The sequence below is a fragment of the Plantibacter sp. VKM Ac-2880 genome (genome assembly GCF_015351235.1).
GTDB lineage: Bacteria > Actinomycetota > Actinomycetes > Actinomycetales > Microbacteriaceae > Plantibacter.
Genome location: NZ_JADKSJ010000001.1, coordinates 2,287,716 through 2,310,394 on the forward strand (window position 1 = coordinate 2,287,716; position 22,679 = coordinate 2,310,394).

Annotated in this window: 15 protein-coding genes and 1 tRNA gene; 13 read left to right on the forward strand and 3 right to left on the reverse strand. The window is 68.0% G+C overall.

Translation table 11 applies throughout. The features are described 5' to 3' along the window. Positions 1-22: 22 nt before the first annotated feature. From lgt to ITJ57_RS11055, 6 genes are all read left to right on the forward strand, one after another. Complete coding sequence (gene lgt / locus ITJ57_RS11030) at positions 23-1,036, forward strand: prolipoprotein diacylglyceryl transferase (RefSeq protein WP_194670035.1); 1,014 nt, start codon at positions 23-25, stop codon at positions 1,034-1,036. Between the two features lie 121 nt (positions 1,037-1,157). Next, positions 1,158-5,720, forward strand: coding sequence for a glutamate synthase large subunit (gltB, locus tag ITJ57_RS11035; protein ID WP_194670036.1), 4,563 nt, complete (start codon positions 1,158-1,160; stop codon positions 5,718-5,720). Continuing rightward, a complete protein-coding gene (locus ITJ57_RS11040) occupies positions 5,713-7,170 on the forward strand; it encodes a glutamate synthase subunit beta (protein WP_194670037.1) in 1,458 nt (485 codons plus the stop codon). Before gltB ends, ITJ57_RS11040 begins: the two co-directional genes overlap by 8 nt. A gap of 92 nt (positions 7,171-7,262) precedes the next feature. Continuing rightward, positions 7,263-8,678: a pyruvate kinase gene (gene pyk / locus ITJ57_RS11045; RefSeq protein ID WP_056005715.1), complete on the forward strand. Its 1,416-nt coding sequence runs from the start codon at positions 7,263-7,265 to the stop codon at positions 8,676-8,678. Between the two features lie 110 nt (positions 8,679-8,788). Next, the gene (locus ITJ57_RS11050; RefSeq protein ID WP_194670038.1) at positions 8,789-10,129 is read left to right on the forward strand and encodes a CoA transferase; all 1,341 of its coding nucleotides are present in this window, start codon (positions 8,789-8,791) and stop codon (positions 10,127-10,129) included. Positions 10,130-10,188: 59 nt separating this feature from the next. Next, positions 10,189-10,851 carry a histidine phosphatase family protein gene (locus tag ITJ57_RS11055; RefSeq protein ID WP_194670039.1) on the forward strand — a complete coding sequence of 221 codons (663 nt, stop codon included), beginning with the start codon at positions 10,189-10,191 and terminating at the stop codon, positions 10,849-10,851. Here ITJ57_RS11055 and ITJ57_RS11060 read toward each other — a convergent pair whose 3' ends face one another. Both ITJ57_RS11060 and ITJ57_RS11065 read right to left on the reverse strand, forming a co-directional pair. Continuing rightward, complete coding sequence (locus ITJ57_RS11060) at positions 10,852-11,124, reverse strand: hypothetical protein (RefSeq protein WP_194670040.1); 273 nt, start codon at positions 11,122-11,124, stop codon at positions 10,852-10,854. 287 nt (positions 11,125-11,411) lie between these two features. Next, a tRNA-Leu gene (locus ITJ57_RS11065) sits at positions 11,412-11,495 on the reverse strand. Between the two features lie 54 nt (positions 11,496-11,549). Here ITJ57_RS11065 and ITJ57_RS11070 point away from each other — a divergent pair. Continuing rightward, positions 11,550-12,155, forward strand: a complete 606-nt coding sequence (locus ITJ57_RS11070) for an ANTAR domain-containing response regulator (protein ID WP_056005705.1) — start codon at positions 11,550-11,552, stop codon at positions 12,153-12,155. A 77-nt stretch (positions 12,156-12,232) separates the two neighbouring features. Here ITJ57_RS11070 and ITJ57_RS11075 read toward each other — a convergent pair whose 3' ends face one another. After that, the gene (locus ITJ57_RS11075) at positions 12,233-12,655 is read right to left on the reverse strand and encodes a hotdog fold thioesterase (RefSeq protein ID WP_194670041.1); all 423 of its coding nucleotides are present in this window, start codon (positions 12,653-12,655) and stop codon (positions 12,233-12,235) included. A gap of 55 nt (positions 12,656-12,710) precedes the next feature. Here ITJ57_RS11075 and polA point away from each other — a divergent pair, with 55 nt between their 5' ends. The 6 genes from polA to uvrB all read left to right on the forward strand — a co-directional run bounded on the left by polA (position 12,711) and on the right by uvrB (position 22,629). Continuing rightward, positions 12,711-15,371, forward strand: coding sequence for a DNA polymerase I (gene polA / locus ITJ57_RS11080; RefSeq protein ID WP_194670042.1), 2,661 nt, complete (start codon positions 12,711-12,713; stop codon positions 15,369-15,371). 81 nt (positions 15,372-15,452) lie between these two features. Then, positions 15,453-17,129, forward strand: coding sequence for a DUF885 domain-containing protein (locus tag ITJ57_RS11085; protein WP_194670043.1), 1,677 nt, complete (start codon positions 15,453-15,455; stop codon positions 17,127-17,129). Further along, positions 17,126-18,112 (forward strand): epimerase, encoded by a 987-nt coding sequence (locus tag ITJ57_RS11090; protein WP_194670044.1) that lies wholly within the window; start codon positions 17,126-17,128, stop codon positions 18,110-18,112. The genes ITJ57_RS11085 and ITJ57_RS11090 overlap by 4 nt, the downstream gene beginning before the upstream one ends. A 175-nt stretch (positions 18,113-18,287) precedes the next feature. After that, positions 18,288-19,745, forward strand: a complete 1,458-nt coding sequence (gene rpsA, locus ITJ57_RS11095; protein WP_056005690.1) for a 30S ribosomal protein S1 — start codon at positions 18,288-18,290, stop codon at positions 19,743-19,745. A 118-nt stretch (positions 19,746-19,863) separates the two neighbouring features. Continuing rightward, positions 19,864-20,493: a dephospho-CoA kinase gene (gene coaE, locus ITJ57_RS11100; protein WP_194670045.1), complete on the forward strand. Its 630-nt coding sequence runs from the start codon at positions 19,864-19,866 to the stop codon at positions 20,491-20,493. 69 nt (positions 20,494-20,562) lie between these two features. Further along, on the forward strand, positions 20,563-22,629 hold the full coding sequence (uvrB, locus tag ITJ57_RS11105) for an excinuclease ABC subunit UvrB (RefSeq protein ID WP_194670046.1): 2,067 nt from the start codon (positions 20,563-20,565) through the stop codon (positions 22,627-22,629). Positions 22,630-22,679: the final 50 nt, after the last annotated feature.

Sequence of the window (22,679 nt, forward strand, 5' to 3'; positions counted from 1 at the left end):
GTAACGAAAGGCGACCACTGCAGTGATTGCACCCCTCAGCATCCCGAGCCCGAACCCGGACATCGCGTCGTTCAGCGTGGGTCCGTTCACGGTGCACATGTACGCGCTGTGCATCATCGCCGGGATCGTCGTCGCGACCATCCTGACGTCCCGCCGACTGACCAAGCGCGGAGCCGAGCCGGGCATCGTGCTCGACATCATCCTGTGGGCCATTCCGCTCGGCATCATCGGAGCGCGGATCTTCCACGTCCTGACGCACCCAGGCGACTACTTCTACCCGGGCGCCGACCTCCTGCGCACGCTCTACATCTGGGAGGGCGGCATCGCGATCTTCGGTTCGCTCCTCGGTGGAGCCGTCGGCGCGTACATCGGCTGCCGGATGACGGGCATCCGCTTCTGGACCTTCGCCGACGCGCTGGCACCAGGGCTGCTGCTCGCACAGGCCTTCGGCCGCCTGGGCAACTACTTCAACCACGAACTGTACGGTCTGCCGACCGACCTGCCGTGGGGCCTCGAGATCGAGGCGAGCAACCCGGCGTTCCCGATCGGCCTGCCGGCCGGCACGCTGTTCCACCCGACGTTCCTGTACGAGATCGTCTGGAACCTCCTCGGCGTCGCCGTCATCCTGTGGATCGGCCGCCGCTTCAACCCGCAGTGGGGTCGGCTCTTCGGCGTCTACCTCATCTGGTACGGCGCCGGCCGCACCGTCTGGGAGACCATCCGGATCGACCCGAGCGAGTACCTCTTCGGCATCCGCGCCAACGTGTGGGCCGCCATCCTCGCGATCGTCGTGGGTATCGCCATCATCGTCATCCAGTCGCGTCGTCACACCGGCACGGAGCCGTCGGCCTATGTCGCCGGCCGCGCCTGGAACGATCCGAAGGCTGCGGTAGACTATTACGACACCGACGCGGAGAACCTGGGGCTGCGCAGTGCCGCGACCGGCGATGATGCCGGTGGATCACGGAGCGCTGCATCGTCCACTCCGACGTCCAAGGACACGGTCGCCACAAGCAAGACCGGCTCACCCTCCTAGGCCAGGCGTACCCTCTCTCCGGCCGGGCGGATCCCGACGACGCACGGGGTTCACCAACCGTTTCGTTCCAGGGCCAGTGACGTCCCGCTTCTGATCCCCCATTCGTGAGGACGGTAATCCCATGGCGCATGCACCGTACGCTTCGTTCAGCGCAGTCCCGCCCAAGCAGGGCATGTACGACCCGGCGAACGAGAAGGACGCCTGCGGTCTCGCGATGGTGGCGACCCTGACGGGCGACGCCTCGCACAGCATCATCGACGCGGCCCTCGGCTCGCTCCGGAACCTGGAGCACCGAGGTGCGATCGGTTCTGACGCGGGCACCGGTGACGGCGCCGGCATCCTCACCCAGATGCCCGATGAGTTCCTGCGCGGCGTCGCCGGGTTCGAACTCCCGCCCCTCGGCGAGTACGCCGTGGGGATCGCCTTCCTGCCCACCGACGACTCGGCACGAGCGCTCCTCCAGTCCCAGATCGCCGCGATCGCCGCCGACGAGCAGCTCACGGTGCTCGGCTGGCGTGAGGTCCCGGTCGACCCCGACGAACTGGGCAAGCTCGCGCGCGCCGCCATGCCCGCCTTCGAGCAGCTGTTCGTCACCGGTTCGGACCCCTCGAAGCCGTCCGGGATCGCACTCGACCGCCTCGCTTTCCGGCTGCGGAAACGCGCGGAGCGCGAACTCGGTGCGTACTTCATCTCCCTCTCGAGCCGGACCCTCGTCTACAAGGGCATGGTCACCACCCTGCAGCTCGAACCCTTCTACCCGGATCTCTCCGACGAACGGTTCGCGACCAAGCTCGCCATCGTGCACTCCCGGTACTCCACCAACACGTTCCCGTCGTGGCCGCTCGCGCAGCCCCTGCGGATGATGGCGCACAACGGCGAGATCAACACGGTGGAGGGCAACCGCAACTGGATGCGCGCCCGTCAGTCGCAGCTCGAGTCCGAACTCATCGGCGACGTCCGGCCGCTGCTCCCCATCATCACGCCTGGCGCGAGCGACTCCGCGTCCTTCGACGAGGTGCTCGAGCTGCTGACGCTGACGGGTCGGTCGCTGCCGCACGCGATGATGATGATGGTGCCCGAGGCCTGGGAGAAGCAGACCGGTCTCTCGCAGCAGCGGCGCGACTTCTACGAGTTCAACTCCATGCAGATGGAACCGTGGGACGGTCCGGCCGCCCTCACCTTCACCGACGGCTCGCTCGTGGGCGCCACGCTCGACCGTAACGGGCTGCGCCCGGGACGCTGGCTGGAGACCACCGACGGTCTCGTCGTCCTCGGCAGTGAGATCGGCGTGCTCGACATCGAACCGAGTCGGGTGAAGCGCAAGGGCCGTCTGCGCCCGGGCAAGATGTTCCTCGTCGACACCGTCGCAGGACGCATCATCGAGGACGACGAGATCAAGGATGAGCTGTCCGCCTCCGCCCCCTGGGGTGAGTGGCTCGAGCAGGGCCGGATCAACCTCAGCGACCTCCCCGAGCGTGAGCACATCGTGCACACGCCCGCCTCGGTGACCCGCCGTCAGCGGACGTTCGGGTACACGGAGGAGGAGGTGCGCATCCTCCTCCAGCCGATGGGCCAGAACGGCGCGGAGCCGCTCGGGGCGATGGGCTCCGACACGCCGATCGCCGTGCTCTCGGATCGCCCACGGCTCCTGTTCGACTACTTCGTGCAGCAGTTCGCGCAGGTGACGAACCCGCCGCTCGACTCCATCCGCGAGGAGGTCGTCACCTCACTGAAGCTCGGCCTCGGACCGGAGCGCAACCTCCTCTCCTGGGGTCCGGAGCATGCGAAGCAGGTCGTGCTCGACTTCCCCGTCATCGACAACGACGAGCTCGCGAAGATCCAGCACATCGACCCGACCCCCGGGAGCCCGCTGACGGCCACGGTGCGGGCGCTGTACCGGGTCGAGGACGGAGCTGCAGGCCTCGAGTCGAGGCTCCGTGAGATGTGCGCCGAGGTCGACGAGGCGATCCTCGCGGGCTCGGAGTTCATCGTGCTCAGCGATCGCGACTCGAACTCCGATCTCGCCCCGATCCCGTCGCTGCTGTCTCTCGCCGCGGTCCACCACCACCTCATCCGCGCCGAGAACCGGATGAAGGTCGGGCTCGTCGTCGAAGCCGGCGACGTCCGCGAGGTGCACCACGTCGCTTTGCTGATCGGATACGGCGCATCGGCGATCAACCCGTACCTGGCGATGGAGAGCTGCGAGGACCTCGTCCGCAGCGGTCTCATCCAGGGTGTCACGCGCGAGCAGGCCGTGAAGAACGTGATCAAGGCGCTCGGCAAGGGCGTTCTGAAGATCATGTCCAAGATGGGCATTTCGACCGTCTCCTCGTATGCGGGCGCACAGGCGTTCGAAGCGGTCGGCCTGAGCGAGCAGCTCGTCGAGACCTACTTCACCGGCACCGAGACGAAGCTCGGCGGTGTCGGCATCGACGTGATCGCCGAGGAGAACGCGAAGCGTCACCGTTACGCCTACCCGGAGGACGCCGCGTCGACCGCGCACGAACGCTTGCAGTCCGGTGGCGAGTACCAGTGGCGCCGCGACGGCTCACCGCACCTCTTCAACCCGGAGACCGTCTTCAAGCTCCAGCACGCCACGAAGACCCGCCGGTACGACATCTTCCGTGAGTACACGCACCTGGTCGACTCGCAGGCTGCGCAGCTCATGACGCTCCGAGGGATGTTCACCCTCCGCACCGGCGCCCGTCCGCCGGTCCCGCTCGACGAGGTGGAGTCTGTCTCCTCGATCGTCAAGCGGTTCTCGACCGGGGCGATGAGCTACGGCTCGATCTCGAGAGAGGCCCACGAGACGCTGGCGATCGCCATGAACAGCATCGGCGCGAAGTCGAACACCGGCGAGGGCGGCGAAGACGTCGATCGTCTGCTGGATCCGACACGACGCAGTGCGATCAAGCAGGTCGCGTCGGGCCGGTTCGGCGTGACGAGCATGTACCTGACGCACGCCGACGACATCCAGATCAAGCTCGCCCAGGGCGCCAAGCCCGGCGAGGGTGGGCAGCTGCCGCCGACGAAGGTCTACCCGTGGGTGGCCAGGACCCGGCACGCGACGGCCGGTGTCGGCTTGATCTCGCCGCCGCCGCACCACGACATCTACTCCATCGAGGACCTCAAGCAGCTCATCTTCGATCTGAAGCGCGCCAACCCGAAGGCCCGGATCCACACGAAGCTCGTGAGCCAGTCGGGCATCGGTGCGGTCGCGGCGGGTGTCGCGAAGGCGCTCTCCGACGTGATCCTCGTCTCAGGCCACGATGGCGGGACGGGCGCGAGCCCGCTGAACTCGCTGAAGCACGCCGGCACACCCTGGGAGCTCGGTCTCGCCGAGACCCAGCAGACCCTGATGCTCAACAACATGCGCGACCGCGTCGTCGTGCAGGTGGACGGTCAGATGAAGACCGGTCGTGACGTCGTCATCGGTGCGCTGCTCGGTGCGGAGGAGTTCGGGTTCGCGACCGCGCCGCTCGTCGTCTCCGGCTGTGTCATGATGCGCGTCTGCCATCTCGACACCTGCCCGGTCGGCGTCGCGACCCAGAACCCCGTGCTCCGGCAGCGGTTCACCGGCAAGCCGGAGTTCGTCGTCAACTTCTTCGAGTTCATCGCTCAGGAGGTTCGCGAGTACCTCGCCGAGCTCGGGTTCCGCACGCTCGAGGAGGCCATCGGCCACAACGAGCTGATCGACGCGGATCGCGCGATCAGCCATTGGAAGGCGTCCGGTCTCGATCTGTCGCCCGTCCTCGTCGGCCCCGTCTTCGCCGATGACGAACCGCGGATCAACCGTCGGGCGCAGGAGCACGAACTCGACAAGCACTTCGACCAGCAGCTCATCGCCGCAGCAGCGGAGGTCTTGGAGCACGGCGGTCACTTCTCCGTCGACCTGCCCATCCGCAACACCGAGCGCGCCGTCGGCACCATGCTGGGCCACGAGGTCACCCGCCGTCACGGCGAGAACGGCCTTCCCGCAGGCAGCATCGACGTCACGCTGCGCGGCTCGGCCGGGCAGTCGTTCGGCGCGTTCCTCCCGGGCGGCATCTCGCTGCGCCTGGTCGGCGACTCGAACGACTACGTCGGCAAGGGCCTGTCCGGTGGGCAGATCGTCGTCAGGCCTCCCGAGAGCGCCGCGTTCCTTCCGGAGGACAACGTCATCGCCGGCAACGTCATCGGCTACGGTGCGACCCAGGGCACGATGTTCCTCGGCGGTATCGTCGGCGAGCGCTTCCTGGTGCGCAACTCCGGTGCCACGGCGGTCGTCGAGGGCGTCGGCGACCACGCCCTGGAGTACATGACCGGTGGGCTCGCGCTCATCCTCGGGCAGACCGGCAGGAACCTGGGTGCCGGCATGTCCGGAGGGACCGCCTACGTGTTCGACCTGCAGCGCGACCAGGTGAACCGCGACTCGCTCGCTTCCGGTGAGCTGACCCTGTCGGAGCTCGACAGCGCCGACGTCGAGATCGTCCACGACCTCCTCGAGCGACACGTCCTCGAGACGGGGTCGCCGCTCGCCGGCCGCCTGCTCGCGGACTTCGAGGACACGGTCGCCAGATTCGTCAAGGTCCTGCCGCGCGACTACGCAGCGGTCCTGGCGACCCGACAGACCGCGCTCGACGAGGGGCTCGACCCCGACGGCGACATCGTTTGGAACCGAATCTTGGAGGTGACCGGTGGCTGATCCCAAGGGATTTCTGAAGGTACCGGAGCGGGAGCTCCCGAAACGTCGGCCTGTGCCGGTCCGCATCATGGACTGGAAAGAGGTCTACGAGCAGAGCGATCCGGCGACCGTGCGGAAGCAGGCCGGGCGTTGCATGGACTGCGGCATCCCGTTCTGTCACCAGGGCTGCCCGCTCGGCAACCTCATCCCCGAGTGGAACGACCTGATGTGGCGTGGCGAGGGTCGTTCGGCCATCGAGCGCCTGCACGCCACCAACAACTTCCCGGAGTTCACTGGACGCCTGTGCCCGGCCCCCTGCGAGAGTTCGTGCGTCCTGGGGATCAACCAGCCCGCGGTCACCATCAAGCAGGTCGAGGTGTCGATCATCGACCAGGCCTTCGCCAACGGTTGGGTCGAGTCGCACCCGCCGGAGCGGTTGACCGGGAAGACGGTCGCCGTCGTCGGATCGGGACCTGCCGGTCTCGCGGCTGCCCAGCAGCTCACCCGGGCGGGCCACACCGTGGCCGTCTACGAGCGTGACGACCGCATCGGCGGTCTGCTGCGGTACGGCATCCCGGACTTCAAGATGGAGAAGAAGCATCTCGACATCCGGCTGAAGCAGATGCAGGACGAGGGGACCCGCTTCCGCGCCGGCGTGAACATCGGTGTCGACATCACCTGGGACGAACTCCGCGCCCGGTACGACGCCGTCGTCATCGCCACCGGCGCGATGGTGCCTCGCGACCTCCCGATCCCGGGTCGCGACCTCTCGGGCGTGCACTTCGCGATGGAATACCTCGTCCAGGCGAACCGGGTCGGCGCGGGAGACACGGTCTCGGACCAGATCACGGCCGAGGACAAGCACGTCGTCGTCCTCGGCGGCGGCGACACCGGCGCCGACTGCATCGGCACGGCCCACCGTCAGGGTGCCGCGTCCGTCACGAACCTCGCGATCGGCACCCAGCCGGCGGGGGAGCGACCCGAGCACCAGCCGTGGCCCATGATGCCGACCCTGTTCGAGGTCGCGAGCGCGCACGAGGAGGGTGGCGACCGCGAGTTCCTGGTGTCCACCGTCGAGTTCCTCGCGAACGACGCCGGGGAGGTGCGAGCCATCCGCGTCGCGGAGACGGAGTTCGTCGACGGCCGCCGCGTCCCGAAGAGCGGGACCGAACGGGAGATCCCCGCGGACCTCGTGCTGCTCGCCCTCGGCTTCACCGGCCCGGAGGAGGCGGCCCTCGAGTCGCAGTTCCAGCTCCCGTTCACGGGTCGCGGCAACGTGGCCAGGGAGCAGGACTACCAGACGAACCAGCCCGGCGTGTTCGTGGCCGGCGACGCCGGTCGCGGTCAGTCGCTCATCGTGTGGGCGATCGCCGAGGGTCGTGCAGCCGCAGCGGCGGTCGACGAGTACCTCGAAGGCGCCACCCAGCTTCCCTCCCCGGTCCGTCCCACGGACCAGCCCATCTCCCTCTAGGCTTTCAAGCGGACGACAAGCGTCGGACGCATCATGCCGAGCAGTGAGTACCGAAGCGCCTTGTGCGCAGAAACCATGGAGAACACACACACATGAGACGAGCCAAGATCGTCGCAACGCTGGGCCCTGCGGTCTCCAGCTATGAGAACATCCGGGCCATCATCGATGCGGGGGTCGATGTCACCCGGATGAACCTGAGCCACGGCAGCTATGACGTGCACGAGGCCATCTACGCCAACGTGCGGAAGGCGACGGAGGACTCCGGCCGCGCGGTCGCCGTCCTCGTCGACCTCCAGGGCCCGAAGATCCGCCTCGGCAAGTTCGAGGGCGGCCCGTACGACCTCGCCGTCGGCGACATCTTCAAGATCACCACCGAGGACATCCTCGGGACGAAGGAGATCTCCTCGACGACCTTCAAGGGCCTGCCCCAGGACGTCAAGCCGGGCGACTTCCTGCTGATCGACGACGGCAAGGTCAAGGTCGAGGTCGTTGAAGCGGACGACACCGTCGTGACCACCCGCGTGATCGTCGCCGGTCCGGTGTCGAACAACAAGGGCATCAACCTCCCGGGTGTCGCCGTCAACGTCCCAGCGCTCAGCGAGAAGGACGAAGCGGACCTCCGTTGGGGACTGCGTCTCGGCGCCGACCTCATCGCGCTGTCGTTCGTCCGTGACGCAGCGGACATCGACCGCGTGCACGAGATCATGGCGGAGGAGGGCCGCAAGGTCCCCGTGATCGCCAAGATCGAGAAGCCGCAGGCCGTCGAGAACCTCGAGAGCATCGTCGAAGCGTTCGACGCCATCATGGTCGCCCGCGGCGACCTGGGTGTCGAGCTCCCGCTCGAGGCCGTCCCGATCGTGCAGAAGCGCGCGGTCGAGCTGGCCCGCCGCATGGCGAAGCCGGTCATCGTGGCGACGCAGATGCTCGAGTCGATGATCTCCAGCCCGATCCCGACGCGCGCTGAGACCTCCGACGTCGCGAACGCGGTGCTCGACGGCGCGGACGCGGTCATGCTGAGTGGCGAGACCAGCGTCGGCGCCTACCCGGTGATCACGGTCCAGACCATGGCCCGCATCGTGGAGTCGACCGAGATCCACGGTCTCGACCGTGTCCCGCCGCTCGGCACGAAGCCGCGCACGCAGGCCGGTGCGATCACCCTCGCGGCGGTCGAGGTCGCCGACTTCGTCGAGGCGAAGTTCCTCTGCGTCTTCACGGAGTCGGGGGAGTCGGTGCGCCGGATGGCGCGCCTGCGCAACCGGATCCCGATCCTCGCGTTCACGCCCGACCCGGCGATCCGTCGTCGCATGGCGCTCAACTGGGGCGTCGAGTCCTTCGTGGTGGAGCGCGTCACGCACACCGACCAGATGGTCGCCCAGGTGGACGAGGTCCTCGTCGCCACCGGTAAGGCCGCGGTCGGCGAGCCCGTCATCATCATCTCCGGTTCCCCTCCCGGGATCCCCGGAACGACGAACGACATCCGCGTCCACAAGGTGGGCGACGTCCTCTAGTCGGATGTGGTAGCCGAAGGCCGTGGTCCTCCCGTACGGGGACCACGGCCTTCGTCGTCCAGCGCGATGGTCACACCGACACCGTCCGCTGTGGGTCTAGCCTGATGCCCATGGCCAGCTCCTTCCTCGTCGACGACGCCCTGCGCCATGCCGTGGGGCTGAGCCTGCCAGGTGTCGACCGTGACGCGATCGGGCCGACGGGGCTCCTGGCCTCGCGATTCGCCGTCCTCGAGCTCGCCGCGGTCGCGGTCGGCGCCGTGGAGGACGCCGCGGACCGACTCCGTGTCGCCCTCGGATACGAGCCGGTGCACGCGGTCCTCGACCTCGAGCGCATCGCCGCGGCCTACCAGAGCGACCGCCTGCTCCGAATCGACGGAGCTGCGGTCGATGCGTTCGCGCCGTTGTCCGGCTTCTTCCCGGCTGCGGGCGGTTGGGTGCGGACGCATGCGAACTACCCCCACCATCGTCGCCGCCTGAGCGCCATGCTCGGGATCGGCGACGACGCCACCCGCGCAGAGCTCGCCTCGGCGATCGCCTCCCGATCGGCTGTCGACCTGGAATCGGAGGCTGCCGGAGTCGGCGCCCTCGTCGTCGCCGTCCGGACTGCCGTCGCGTGGACGTCCACTCCACAGGCCATCGTCGGTGATGGGCCGCTCGTCGGGCGTCACGGCGGCTCCGCCGGATCGAGGATCGCCTCTGCGTTGCGGCCGACGAGACTGCACCCTTTGCGTGGACTCCGCGTCCTCGATCTCACCCGCGTCATCGCCGGTCCGGTGGCGACCAGGACGCTTGCGCTGCTCGGAGCAGAGGTCCTCCGTATCGACCCGCCGCAGGTTCCGGAGATCCCGTGGCAGCATGCCGACACCGGGCAGGGGAAGCGCACGGCCACCCTGGACGCCTCGACCGCGTCCGGCCTCGCGACCCTGCAGTCGTTGGCTGATGAGGCGCACGTCCTGGTCACGGGGTATCGGCCGCACGCCATCGAGCGCCTCGGCCTGGTGCCGCAAGCGGGGCTCGTCACCGGTTCCGTCGACGCGTGGGGGACGACCGGGCCGTGGGGCGATCGTCGTGGCTTCGACAGCCTGGTCCAGGCAGCGACCGGCATCGCCCTCATCGAGGGCGCCGACGGGGCTCCTGGCGCACTTCCGGCGCAGGCACTCGATCACACGAGCGGGTACCTGTTGGCGGCGTCGCTCATCGACGAGGTGGCGGGCGGGGTCGAGGGCCGCACCGCCGGCGACGTCCACGTGTCATTGGCCAGGGTCGGTGCCGCACTCCGGGGCCTGCCGCGGGCGACCCACGATGCGGCCGTCGCGATTCCTGGCGAGCGCTGCCTGGCTGATCACGGTGCCGTGCAGACCGCGCGCCCCGCGCTCAGCGGGTTCGATGACTACCCGTTCCCGGCACGGGGTCTGGGGAGTGCCGAACCGCGATGGCGGACACGCCGCTGATCGTCGCGACCTCGGACGCGCCAGACGCGGCGCCGTCGTCGTTCGCCTACCCTGGAGGTATGCGCCTCATCCTCATCAGACATGGTCAGACCTCGTCCAACGTCGCCGGCCTGCTCGACACGGCGATCCCCGGGGCCGTCCTCACCGATCTCGGCGAGACGCAGGCAGCCGCGCTGCCCAAAGCGCTCGTGGGGGAGCAGATCGACGCCGTCTACGCGTCGACCGCGGTCCGGGCGCAGCAGACCGCCGCCCCGATCGCCGAGGTTCGAGGAGTCCCCGTGACCGTCCGCGACGGCCTCCGTGAGATCAGCGCCGGCGACAACGAGATGCACGCGTCGCCCGAGGCCGTCCAGGTCTACATCGACACCATCGTGGCCTGGGCCATGGGGGACCTCGACACCCGGATGCCGGGCGGCGAGAACGGCCACGAGGTGTTCGCGCGCTTCGACGCGGTGGTCGAGGAACTCGAGGGCTCCGGACTGGAGAACGTCGTGGTCGTGAGCCACGGGGCGATGCTCCGGTCCTGGCTCGGGCTGCGCTCGACGAACGTCGACGGACATTTCATCGGCACGCACCCCATCACGAACACGGGCGTCATCATCGTCGACGGCGACACGACGACCGGTTGGCGGGTCGACACGTGGACGGGCGATGCCGTCGGCGGACCGGAGCTGACGACGGAGGCCGACGGTCCGGCCGCCGCCGTCGAGCGCGGCTTCTGATCAGTTCGCGTCGTCGGCCGAGGTCGCGCCGTCCGTGAGGAACGGTCCGGGCTCGTCGCCGGGCTGACCCGGGAGTGAACCGACGAGTCGGTCGAGTTCGGCAGCGTCGACGTCGATGCCCTGGTCGCTGAGACGGTCCGCCAGCGCTGCCCGGACGTCGAGGTCGGGGGTGAGGGACCGGTCTGCTGCGACCTGGACGAGGATGCCCTGGAGGCGGTCGTCGGTGCTGGCGTCGTGCACGTCCTGGCGGGGGTCGTTCTGCTCTGCAGTCATGGAGTCGGGTCCCATCGTGTCGGACGACGTCCTGCACGTCGTGTCTTCGACGTTACGCTACGGCGTCCGCCGACCCCGCCCGAAGGGCTTGACCGCCTCGTCCTGGGTCGTTCAGGGGAGCTTCGTGGTACCGGTGGTGGGACTCGAACCCACACGTCTTTCGACAAAGCACGTTGAGTGCGCCCGACGGGGATTCCCCACGTTCGTGGTACCGGTGGTGGGACTCGAACCCACACGTCTTTCGACAAAGCACGTTGAGTGCGCCCGACGGGGATTCCCCACGTTCGTGGTACCGGTGGTGGGACTCGAACCCACACGTCTTTCGACAAAGCATTTTGAGTGCTCCGCGTCTGCCATTCCGCCACACCGGCGCGTCCGCCGCACGGCGAACAGCAACCTGCATCAGAGTACCGTAGGATTTGAGGGTGACCGAGCAAGAGACCCCTCCCGTAGCCCCGCGGCGCGTCGTCGTCGCTGAGGACGAATCCCTCATCCGCCTCGACATCGTCGAGATCCTTCGCGACAACGGTTTCGAGGTCGTCGGCGAGGCCGGCGATGGCGAGACCGCCGTCGCGCTCGCGACCGAGCTCCGCCCGGACCTCGTGATCATGGATGTGAAGATGCCCCAGCTCGACGGCATCTCCGCCGCCGAGCGCATCGGCAAGGCGCACATCGCACCGGTGGTGCTCCTCACCGCGTTCAGCCAGAAGGAACTGGTCGAGCGGGCGAGCGAGGCCGGTGCCCTGGCGTATGTCGTGAAGCCGTTCACCCCGAACGACCTCCTGCCCGCGATCGAGATCGCCCTCTCGCGGTACCAGCAGATCATCACGCTCGAGGCCGAGGTCGCCGACATGGTCGAGCGCTTCGAGACGCGGAAGCTCGTCGACCGCGCGAAGGGCCTCCTCAACGAGAAGATGGGACTCACCGAGCCCGAAGCCTTCCGTTGGATCCAGAAGGCGTCCATGGACCGCCGCCTCACCATGCACGATGTCGCGCAGGCGATCATCGAGCAGTTGAGCGCCAAGAAGTAGCGCTCTCCCACCTCGTCGCAAGAGCGGCCCGTCCCTGCGGGGGCGGGCCGCTCTGCGTTGTCCGCGAGCAGTGCGGGTCAGCTACCCGGTGCGTCCTTGATGAGGTTCGTGATGCGGATCGTCGAGCAGCGTCGGCCCTGCTCGTCGCTGACCGCGATCTCGTGGACGGTGAGAGACCGCCCGAGGTGGATCGGCGTGCAGACCCCGGTCACGATCCCCTCGGTTGCCGAACGGGTGTGCGTGGCGTTGATGTCGATGCCGACGGCGAGCTTGCCGGGGCCCGCGAAGAGGTTGGCGGCCATCGACCCGAGGGATTCACCGAGGACGACGTAGGCGCCGCCGTGCAGCAGCATCGCCGGTTGCGTATTGCCCTCGACCGGCATGGTGGCGACGGACCGTTGGACCGTGAACTCCGTGAACTCGATGCCCATCTTGGCGGCGAGTGCGCCGCTGCCTCTCGTCCGCAGGAACTCGAGGGCTTCGTCGGTCTCGTTCGTCATGTCCACCTTCGGATCGGTCCTGAACCGTGTCGGCACCGGCTTGTAGGCTGGGCGCGTGTCGGAATCAGAAAAGCCTACCCTCCTCGTCGTCGACGGCCACTCGCTCGCCTTCCGGGCGTTCTACGCCCTGCCGGTCGACAGCTTCCAAACCCGCGACGGCCAGCACACGAACGCCATCCACGGCTTCATCTCGATGCTGATCAGCCTGCTGAAGAACGAGAACCCGAGCCACCTCGCCGTGGCCTTCGACATCTCGCGCCGCTCGTTCCGGACCCGTGAGTACCCCGAGTACAAGGGGACCCGCGGCGAGACCCCGCCCGAGTTCAAGGGTCAGGTGCCGCTGTTGGAAGAGGCGCTCAAGGCGATGAACATCACCACGATCAGCAAAGAGGACTACGAGGCCGACGACATCCTCGCCACCCTCGCCAAGCAGGGCGCCGAGGAGGGCTTCCGCGTCCTCGTCGTCTCGGGCGACCGCGACACCATCCAGTTGGTGACCGACGACGTGACGCTGCTCTACCCGTCCAGTCAGGGCGTCTCGGCACTGACGCGATACGACGGCGCCAAGGTGTTCGAGCGCTACGGTATCCGGCCCGAGCAGTACCCGGAGATCGCCGCGCTCGTCGGCGAGACGAGCGACAACCTCCCGGGCATCCCGAAGGTGGGCGAGAAGACCGCCGTCAAGTGGCTCAACCAGTTCGGCTCACTCGAGCAGATCCTGGAACGCGCGGACGAGATCACCGGCAAGGTGGGGGAGAGTCTCCGCGAACACAAGGAGAACGCCGTCCGCAACCGGCGGCTCAACCGGCTCCTCACCGACGTCGAACTGCCGGTCGGCCCGAAGGACCTCGAACGACGTCAGATCGACGCCGACGCCGTGGCCGCCGTGTTCGGCCGACTGGAGTTCCGCACACTCCTCGACCGGGTCTTGAAGCTCGACGGTCTCGAGGCGAACACCGACGTCTCGGCGTCGCACGCGGTCGGTGTGGTGATGCCGCCTCGGAAGGAACTGCTCGACGAAGAGCTCGAGGCCTGGCTCGCGCGCGCGGTCGCGGCCCACCCGGGCGGCATCGGACTCCACCTCGACCTGGACGGCGACCTGCCGGTCGCGGCCGGTCTGGCCACATCCACGGAGATCGTGTCCCTCGCCTGGCGTCCCGGGGAGGCCGATTACGCGCCGCTCGAAGCCTGGCTCGCGAGCGACGCCCCGAAGATCATGCACGACGCGAAACCGCAGGTGAAGGCGGTCACCCGGGCCGGCCTCGCGCTCGAAGGCCTGGCGTACGACACGGCCGTCGCCGGCTGGCTGCTCCGCCCGAGTGGCGGCGACAAGAACCTCGGCGACCTCACCGCACGGTACCTCGACGAGACGATGCCCGTGGCCGACCCGAACCAGCTGGTTCCGGAGACCGACCCGGTCGGTGTCGGAGGGACCGCCTGGTACGCGCTCCGCGTCGCAGAGGCCACCCGTGCAGCCCTCGATCCGGGCTCCCTCAGCGTCCTGCTCGACATGGAACTCCCGGTCCTCCAGGTGCTGGCGCACATGGAACTCACGGGGGTGACGGTCGACCACGGCATCCTGAGCGGACTGTCGGAGCAGCTCGGGAACCGGTCCGCGGAATTGGCGAGCAACGCCTACGCCGAGATCGGACGTGAGGTCAACCTCGGCTCGCCGAAGCAGCTCCAGGAGGTGCTTTTCGACCAGTTGGCCATGCCCAAGACACGGGCCAACAAGACCGGGTTCTCCACCGACGCCGGTGCCCTCGCCGACCTCCAGGAGAAGAGCCCGCACCCGTTCCTCGGCCTGCTCCTCGAGCACCGCGACGCGACGAAGCTCCGTCAGATCGTGGAGACGCTCGACAAGGCGATCACCGACGACGGTCGTATCCACACCACGTACGTCCAGATCGGGACGAGCACGGGCCGGATCTCGTCGACCGACCCGAACCTGCAGAACATCCCCGTTCGCACCGAGGAGGGACGACGCATCCGCGCCGCCTTCCAGGCCGGGAGCGGGTACGAGACCCTGCTGACGGCCGACTACTCGCAGATCGAGATGCGGATCATGGCCCACCTCTCGGGCGATGCGGGCCTCATCGAGGCGTTCAAGTCCGGCGAGGACCTCCACCGCTTCGTGGGCGCACGCATCTTCGGCGTGGCCGCGGAAGACGTCACCCCCGCGATGCGCAACAAGGTGAAGGCCATGTCCTACGGTCTCGCCTACGGGCTCAGCGCCTTCGGCCTCTCGAAGCAGCTCCGGATCTCCAGCGCCGAGGCGAAGCAGCTCATGGTCGACTACTTCGAGCGGTTCGGAGCCGTGCGCGACTATCTGCGGAACGTCGTCGAGCAGGCGAAGCTCGACGGGTACACCGAGACCATCTTCGGTCGTCGTCGGCTGTTCCCCGAGCTCGCGAGCCCGAACCGACTCGTCCGCGAGAACGCCGAACGGCAGGCGCTGAACGCTCCGATCCAGGGTTCCGCAGCGGACATCATGAAGCGGGCCATGATCGGCATCGAGTCGGACCTCCGGTCGCAGTCACTCCGTTCCCAGATGATGCTGCAGGTGCACGATGAATTGATCTTCGAGGTCGCTGAGGGGGAGTGGGACGCCCTCGAGGCGATCGTCCGGACGCAGATGGCGGGTGCCGCCGAGCTGTCGGTGCCCCTCGACGTCCAGATCGGGCACGGCCACGACTGGGACTCCGCCGCGCACTGACGGTCCGGTGGATCCCCGTCACACGCACCCGCGGACGGATCCGCCGCGTGCGCGTCCGAGGCGCGGACTAGGCTCGTCGGCATGTCTCACGAAGAACCTCGCCAGAGCACACCGATCGACGCCATCGCCGAAAGCTGGGTGGAGACGCTCGTCCAGCTGCGGCCCGAGGTCGGCACCTACATCGGCCGGACGGACGTCGGCGGACGCTACGGCGACACGTCGCCGGCCGGGCACGAAGCCTACGTCGAGGCCGTCTCGCGCACGCTGAACACGCTTCGATCGGCCACACCCGTCGACGCCGTCGATCGCGTCACCCAGACCGACCTCACCGCGGAGCTGGAGCTCGACCTCGCCTCGTCCGAAGCCGGTCTGCAGTACCGGGATCTGAATGTGATCGCGTCGCCGTCGCAGGAGCTCCGCGACGTCTTCGACCTCATGCCGACGGCCACGGTCGACGACTGGAGCACGATCAGCACCCGTCTGGGTGCGTTGCCCGAAGCGGTGGACGGCTACATCGAGACGCTCCGCGAGGGGATCGCGAAGGGCATCACCCCAGCACGACGCCAGGTGAAGGAGGTCTACGACCAGGTGCTCCGCACCGGCGCCGACGACGGCTTCTTCATCGGCTTCGCCGCGGAAGCCGGACCGGAGGACGGCCAGCTCCCGGCCTCGCTCGCCGGAGAGCTGTCGACCGGCGCCGGCGCCGCTGCCGTCGCCTACAACCGCCTCGCCGACTTCCTCGCCCACGAACTCATGCCGGCCGCGACCGAGGAGGACGCGATCGGCCGCGAGCTGTACGCCCTGCAGTCTCGACGGTTCCTCGGCGCGACGGTCGACCTCGACGAGAGCTACGAGTGGGGGATCGAGGAGCTGGCGCGCATGGTCTCCGAGCAGGAATCGATCGCGAACGAGATCCTGCCCGGAGCCTCGGTGGAGGAGGCGGTCGCCTTCCTCGAACAGGATCCCGCGCGCAAACTGCACGGCACGGAAGCCTTGCAGCGTTGGATGCAGGAGACGAGCGACCGCGCGGTCGAAGAACTCGGCCGCACCCAGTTCGACATCCCGCAGGAGATCCGCGCGCTCGAGTGCATGATCGCCCCCACGCAGGAGGGTGGGATCTACTACACGGGCCCGACCGACGACTTCTCGCGTCCCGGCCGCATGTGGTGGTCGGTCCCCGTCGGCGTCACCGAGTTCGACACCTGGCGCGAGCTGACGACGGTGTACCACGAGGGCGTTCCCGGGCACCACCTGCAGATCGGTCAGGCGGTCGTCAACCGCAAGACCCTCAACCTCTGGCGCCGGCAGCTCGCCGGGACCTCCGGACACGCGGAGGGTTGGGCGCTGTATGCGGAGCGCTTGATGGAGCAGCTCGGCTATCTCGACGACCCGGCCGACCGGCTGGGCATGCTCGACGGTCAGCGGATGCGTGCTGCCCGGGTCGTCCTTGACATCGGCGTGCACCTCGGCAAGCGGCTCCCCGATGGGAGCGGCACCTGGACCGCCGAGTACGCTTTCGACTTCATGGGCCGGAATGTGAACATGTCTCCGGAGTTCGTCCGCTTCGAGGTGAACCGCTACCTCGGCTGGCCCGGACAGGCACCGTCCTACAAGATCGGGCAGCGCATCTGGGAGCAGCTCCGCGACGACGCGGCCCGCCGTGCTGGGGACGCCTTCGACATCAAGGACTTCCACCGTCGAGCGCTCGACCTCGGGGGCGTCGGGCTCGACACGCTGCGGTCGGCGATGCTCGAATGACGTCCGAGCGGATCGTCGTCGCCGGAGCGTCGGGGTTCATCGGGCGTCGGCTCGTCGAGTCCTTCCGGGCCGACGGCGCAACGGTCTCCGTCATCGGTCGAGGTGCGGCCGATGCCCGGTGGGGCGATCCAGCGGGCATCGCGCGGCTGGTCGACTGCGCCGACCTCCTGGTCAACCTGGCGGGGAAGAGCGTGAACTGCCGGTACACCGCAGCGAACCGTGCCGCGATCCTGCGGTCACGCGTCGACACGACGACGGAACTGTCGCAAGCGGTCCGCGAAGCGGCCTCGCCTCCTCCGCTCTGGATCAACGCGTCGACGGCGACCATCTACGGTGACGCGGACGACCGCGCCATGACGGAAACCGACGGCGAGATCGGATCGGGGTTCTCCGTGGACGTCGCGACGGCGTGGGAGCAGGCGTTGTTCGCCGACGACCTGCCGGACACGCGACGGGTGGCTCTCCGGATCGCCATCGTGCTCGGTGACGGGGGAGCGCTCACCCCGTTGCTGCGGTTGGCGCGTCTCGGCCTCGGGGGACCGCAGTTGGACGGTCGCTGGCCCCGTTCACGATCGCGTCGGGCCGCGGGGACCGGTCACCGGTTCACGACACCCCACGGCCGGCAACGGTTCAGCTGGATCCACCTGGACGACGTCATCGGCATCGTCCGGTTCCTCCGCGACCACCCGGAACTCGACGGCGCCGTCAACGTGACGTCGCCGGATCCGACGGACAACCGCGGCTTCATGCGGACCCTGCGCTACGCGATCGGGATGCCGATCGGCATCCCGGCGCCCCGCTGGCTCCTCGAGGTCGGGATGTTCCTCCTGCGCACCGAGACCGAGCTCGTCCTGAAGAGTCGCTGGGCGCTGCCCGAGCGGTTACTGCAGGCAGGCTACCGGTTCGAGCACCCCATCCTGGAGCCAGCGTTGCGCGACATCGTCCAAGCACGCGGCTTGCCTGCAGGCCCTCGATCTCGCTAGACTGGACTGTCACAATTGTGGCGTCCTATCCGCCTGCCCGTCTCGCAGAGCGATCCCGATCCCCGGATCGGTTCACACAACAGCATCGCCCCGATCAACGTCCGTGGTCATCCACGGGTCCGGAGCAGTGCGCGAGGCACGGCCTGAATCATTGTCCACCTGGAGCAATTACTACATGACAAGCGCAACGACCGCCCCCAAGCAGGTCGCAATCAACGACATCGGATCTGCTGAGGACTTCCTCGCAGCGGTCGAAAAGACTCTGAAGTTCTTCAACGACGGCGACCTCATCGAGGGCACCGTGGTGAAGATCGACCGCGACGAGGTCCTCCTCGACGTCGGCTACAAGACCGAGGGTGTCATCCCCTCGCGTGAACTCTCCATCAAGCACGACGTCGACCCCTCCGAGGTCGTCAACGTCGGCGACACGATCGAGGCTCTCGTTCTCCAGAAGGAGGACAAGGAAGGCCGTCTGATCCTGTCGAAGAAGCGCGCGCAGTACGAGCGTGCTTGGGGCGACGTGGAGAAGATCAAGGAATCCGACGGCGTCGTCACCGGTTCGGTCATCGAGGTCGTCAAGGGCGGCCTCATCGTCGACATCGGCCTCCGTGGCTTCCTCCCGGCTTCGCTCATCGAGCTGCGCCGCGTCCGCGACCTCACGCCGTACCTCGGCCAGGAGATCGAGGCGAAGATCCTCGAGCTCGACAAGAACCGCAACAACGTGGTCCTGTCGCGCCGTGCGCTCCTCGAGCAGACGCAGTCCGAGAGCCGCACCACCTTCCTCAACAACCTCCAGAAGGGACAGGTCCGCAAGGGCGTCGTCTCCTCGATCGTCAACTTCGGCGCGTTCGTCGACCTCGGCGGCGTCGACGGTCTCGTCCACGTCTCCGAGCTCAGCTGGAAGCACATCGAGCACGCCAGCGAGGTCGTCGAGGTCGGTCAGGAAGTCACCGTCGAGATCCTCGAGGTCGACCTGGACCGCGAGCGCGTCTCGCTGTCGCTCAAGGCGACCCAGGAGGACCCGTGGCAGGTCTTCGCCCGCACCCACGCCATCGGCCAGGTTGCACCGGGTAAGGTCACCAAGCTGGTTCCGTTCGGTGCGTTCGTCCGCGTGGCAGACGGCATCGAGGGCCTCGTGCACATCTCGGAGCTCTCCGGGAAGCACGTCGAGCTCGCCGAGCAGGTCGTGTCGGTCGGCGAAGAGGTCTTCGTCAAGGTCATCGACATCGACCTCGAGCGTCGCCGCATCTCGCTGAGCCTCAAGCAGGCCAACGAGGGTGTCGACCCCGAGGGGACCGAGTTCGACCCGGCCCTCTACGGCATGCTCACGGAGTACGACGAGCTCGGGAACTACAAGTACCCCGAGGGCTTCGACGCCGAGACGCAGGAGTGGAAGGAAGGCTTCGACGCCGAGCGCGAGAAGTGGGAGCAGGACTACGCTGCCGCCCAGGCTCGCTGGGAAGCGCACAAGAAGCAGGTCGCGGCTGCAGCCGTCGAAGAGGCCAACCAGGCCTCCTCGTCGACCGCTTCCTCGTCGGCCGGTTCCTCGTTCTCGAGCGACTCCGCCGGTGGCGGAACGCTCGCCGACGACGAGTCCCTCGCGGCACTCCGCGAGAAGCTCTCGAGCAACTAGTCACCACCGCACCGACTTCGGTCGGTGTCCAGCAGGGGGTCGCCTTCGGGCGGCCCCCTGCTGCGTTGTCCGGGGCACACCCGAAAAGCTCGATGGCGCCACGGGTACGCTGGCAGGCATGTACCTCATCGGCCTCACCGGCGGTATCGCCTCCGGCAAATCGACCATCGCGACCCGGCTCGCCGAGCACGGAGCCGTCGTCATCGACGCGGACGTGCTCTCCCGCGAGGTCGTCGAACCGGGCACTCCTGGGCTGGCGGCCATCGCCGCGCGGTTCGGGCCGGACGTGATCGGTCCCGACGGCGCGCTCGACCGTCCGGCTCTCGGCGCCGTCGTCTTCTCCGACGACCAGGCCAGGGCCGATCTCAACGCGATCGTCCACCCCGAGGTCAAGCGCCGCTCACAGGCCAGGATCGCCGAGGCGTCGGCAGACCCGGCGGCGATCATCGTCTACGACGTCCCGTTGCTCGTGGAGACCGGCCGTGCCGACGAGTTCGACCTCGTGGTGGTCGCTTCGGCACCCGAAACGGTGCGTGCCGATCGTCTCGTCGAACTGCGCGGGCTCGAGCGGGGCGAGGCTGAACGTCGGATCGCCGCGCAGGCGACGGAAGCGCAACGCGCGGCCGTCGCCGACGTCGTGATCGACACGGCGGGCACCCTCGCGCAGACGCTCGAGCAGGTCGACGCGGTGTGGGGCCGCGCGTTGTCGGGCGCCGCACCGGACGCCGCTCGCGACGCCGGCGCCTGAGCCGGACCCCTCGCTCCGCTGTGGGCGAAGCGGGGGAGTGCTGTCGGTGGTCCTCCGTAGACTCGGAGTATGGAACCAACACGCGCCGTCCGCCCCTTCGAGGTGATCAGCGACTACGAGCCGAGCGGCGACCAGCCCGCCGCCATCGAGCAGCTGTCCGGGCGTATCAACGCCGGCGAGACCGACGTCGTGCTCCTCGGCGCGACCGGTACCGGCAAGTCGGCGACCACCGCGTGGCTGATCGAGGCGGTCCAACGTCCGACCCTCGTCCTCGCGCACAACAAGACACTCGCGGCGCAGCTTGCGAACGAGTTCCGCGAACTCATGCCGAACAACGCGGTCGAGTACTTCGTCTCCTACTACGACTACTACCAGCCTGAGGCCTACGTCCCGCAGACCGACACCTTCATCGAGAAGGACTCGTCGATCAACGCCGAGGTCGAGCGGTTGCGCCATTCGACCACCAACTCGCTGCTGAGCCGTCGCGACGTCATCGTGGTGTCGACCGTCTCGTGCATCTATGGTCTCGGGGCAGCAGAGGAGTACCTGGAGGCGATGGCGGCGCTGCAGGTCGGCCAGAACATCGGGCGCGACCGGCTGATCCGCAAGTTCGTGGGTATGCAGTACAACCGCAACGACGTCGACTTCTCCCGCGGCAACTTCCGCGTGCGCGGCGACACCATCGAGATCATCCCGGTCTACGAGGAGCTGGCGATCCGCATCGAGTTCTTCGGCGATGAGATCGAGGCGCTGTACGCCCTCCACCCGCTCACCGGAGATGTCGTCAAGAAGCTCGACGCGGTCTCGGTCTTCCCGGCCTCGCACTACGCGGCCAGCCCGCAGACGATCCAGCGCGCCATCGGCACCATCCAGGAGGAGCTCGCCGAGCGGCTGCAGTCCCTGGAACGTGAGGGCAAGCTCCTGGAGGCGCAGCGGCTCCGGATGCGGACGACCTTCGACCTCGAGATGATGCAGCAGATCGGGTTCTGCTCGGGAATCGAGAACTACTCCCGCCACATCGACGGCCGCTCCGCCGGCGAGGCCCCGAACTGCCTCCTCGACTACTTCCCCGACGACTTCCTCACCGTCATCGACGAGTCACACGTCACCGTCCCGCAGATCGGCGCGATGTTCGAGGGCGACGCGTCGCGGAAGCGGACGCTCGTCGAGCACGGCTTCCGACTCCCGAGCGCGATGGACAACCGTCCGCTCCGCTGGGACGAGTTCAAGAACAGGGTCGGTCAGACGGTCTACCTCTCGGCCACGCCCGGCAAGTACGAGATGGGCATCGCCGACGGCATCGTCGAGCAGATCATCCGCCCGACCGGTCTGGTCGACCCGGCCATCATCGTCAAGCCGTCGAACGGGCAGATCGACGACCTCCTCGAGGAGATCCGCGTCCGGGCCGAGCGCGACGAACGCGTCCTCGTCACCACGCTCACGAAGAAGATGGCCGAGGAGCTCACCGACTTCCTCACCGAGGCGGGCGTCCGCGTCAGGTACCTGCACTCCGACGTCGACACCCTGCGCCGGGTCGAGCTGCTGAGCGAACTCCGGCAGGGCGTCTACGACGTCCTCATCGGCATCAACCTCCTCCGCGAGGGGCTGGACCTCCCCGAGGTCTCGCTCGTGGCCATCCTCGATGCCGACAAGGAGGGCTTCCTGCGGTCGTCGACGTCGCTCATCCAGACCATCGGTCGCGCAGCCCGCAACGTGTCCGGCGAGGTCCACATGTACGCCGACGTCCTGACCGACTCGATGAAGCGCGCGATCGAGGAGACCGATCGCCGCCGCGAGAAGCAGGTGGCGTACAACGAGGAACGCGGGATCGATCCGCAGCCACTGCGCAAGCGGATCGCCGACATCACCGAGGCACTGGCGCGCGAAGGCGCCGACACCGCGGCGCTGCTCGCCGGACGCGACAACGGGAAGAAGAAGAGCCCGACGCCGAACCTCCGACGCGAGGGCATCGCCGCCGAAGGTGCGAACGATCTCGAGTCGATCATCGCCGACCTCAACGCCCAGATGCTCGCCGCCGCAGCGGAACTCAAGTTCGAACTGGCAGGCCGGCTCCGGGACGAGGTCTCCGAACTCAAGCAGGAGTTGCGGCAGATGGCGAAGGCCGGACACATCTAGCCAAGGCTTCGCTGAGAGCGCAGTACCACAGACACCGCTCGGGAGTCCGG

Excerpts from the sequence above, each read along its gene's own strand:
- ITJ57_RS11090 (WP_194670044.1), top strand. The coding sequence starts at position 17,126 with ATGACGTCCGAGCGGATCGTCGTCGCCGGAGCGTCGGGGTTCATCGGG.
- gltB (WP_194670036.1), top strand. The coding sequence starts at position 1,158 with ATGGCGCATGCACCGTACGCTTCGTTCAGCGCAGTCCCGCCCAAGCAG.
- ITJ57_RS11085 (WP_194670043.1), top strand. The coding sequence starts at position 15,453 with ATGTCTCACGAAGAACCTCGCCAGAGCACACCGATCGACGCCATCGCC.
- ITJ57_RS11055 (WP_194670039.1), top strand. The coding sequence starts at position 10,189 with ATGCGCCTCATCCTCATCAGACATGGTCAGACCTCGTCCAACGTCGCC.
- ITJ57_RS11075 (WP_194670041.1), bottom strand. The coding sequence starts at position 12,655 with ATGACGAACGAGACCGACGAAGCCCTCGAGTTCCTGCGGACGAGAGGC.
- ITJ57_RS11060 (WP_194670040.1), bottom strand. The coding sequence starts at position 11,124 with ATGACTGCAGAGCAGAACGACCCCCGCCAGGACGTGCACGACGCCAGC.
- rpsA (WP_056005690.1), top strand. The coding sequence starts at position 18,288 with ATGACAAGCGCAACGACCGCCCCCAAGCAGGTCGCAATCAACGACATC.
- uvrB (WP_194670046.1), top strand. The coding sequence starts at position 20,563 with ATGGAACCAACACGCGCCGTCCGCCCCTTCGAGGTGATCAGCGACTAC.
- ITJ57_RS11050 (WP_194670038.1), top strand. The coding sequence starts at position 8,789 with ATGGCCAGCTCCTTCCTCGTCGACGACGCCCTGCGCCATGCCGTGGGG.
- pyk (WP_056005715.1), top strand. The coding sequence starts at position 7,263 with ATGAGACGAGCCAAGATCGTCGCAACGCTGGGCCCTGCGGTCTCCAGC.
- coaE (WP_194670045.1), top strand. The coding sequence starts at position 19,864 with ATGTACCTCATCGGCCTCACCGGCGGTATCGCCTCCGGCAAATCGACC.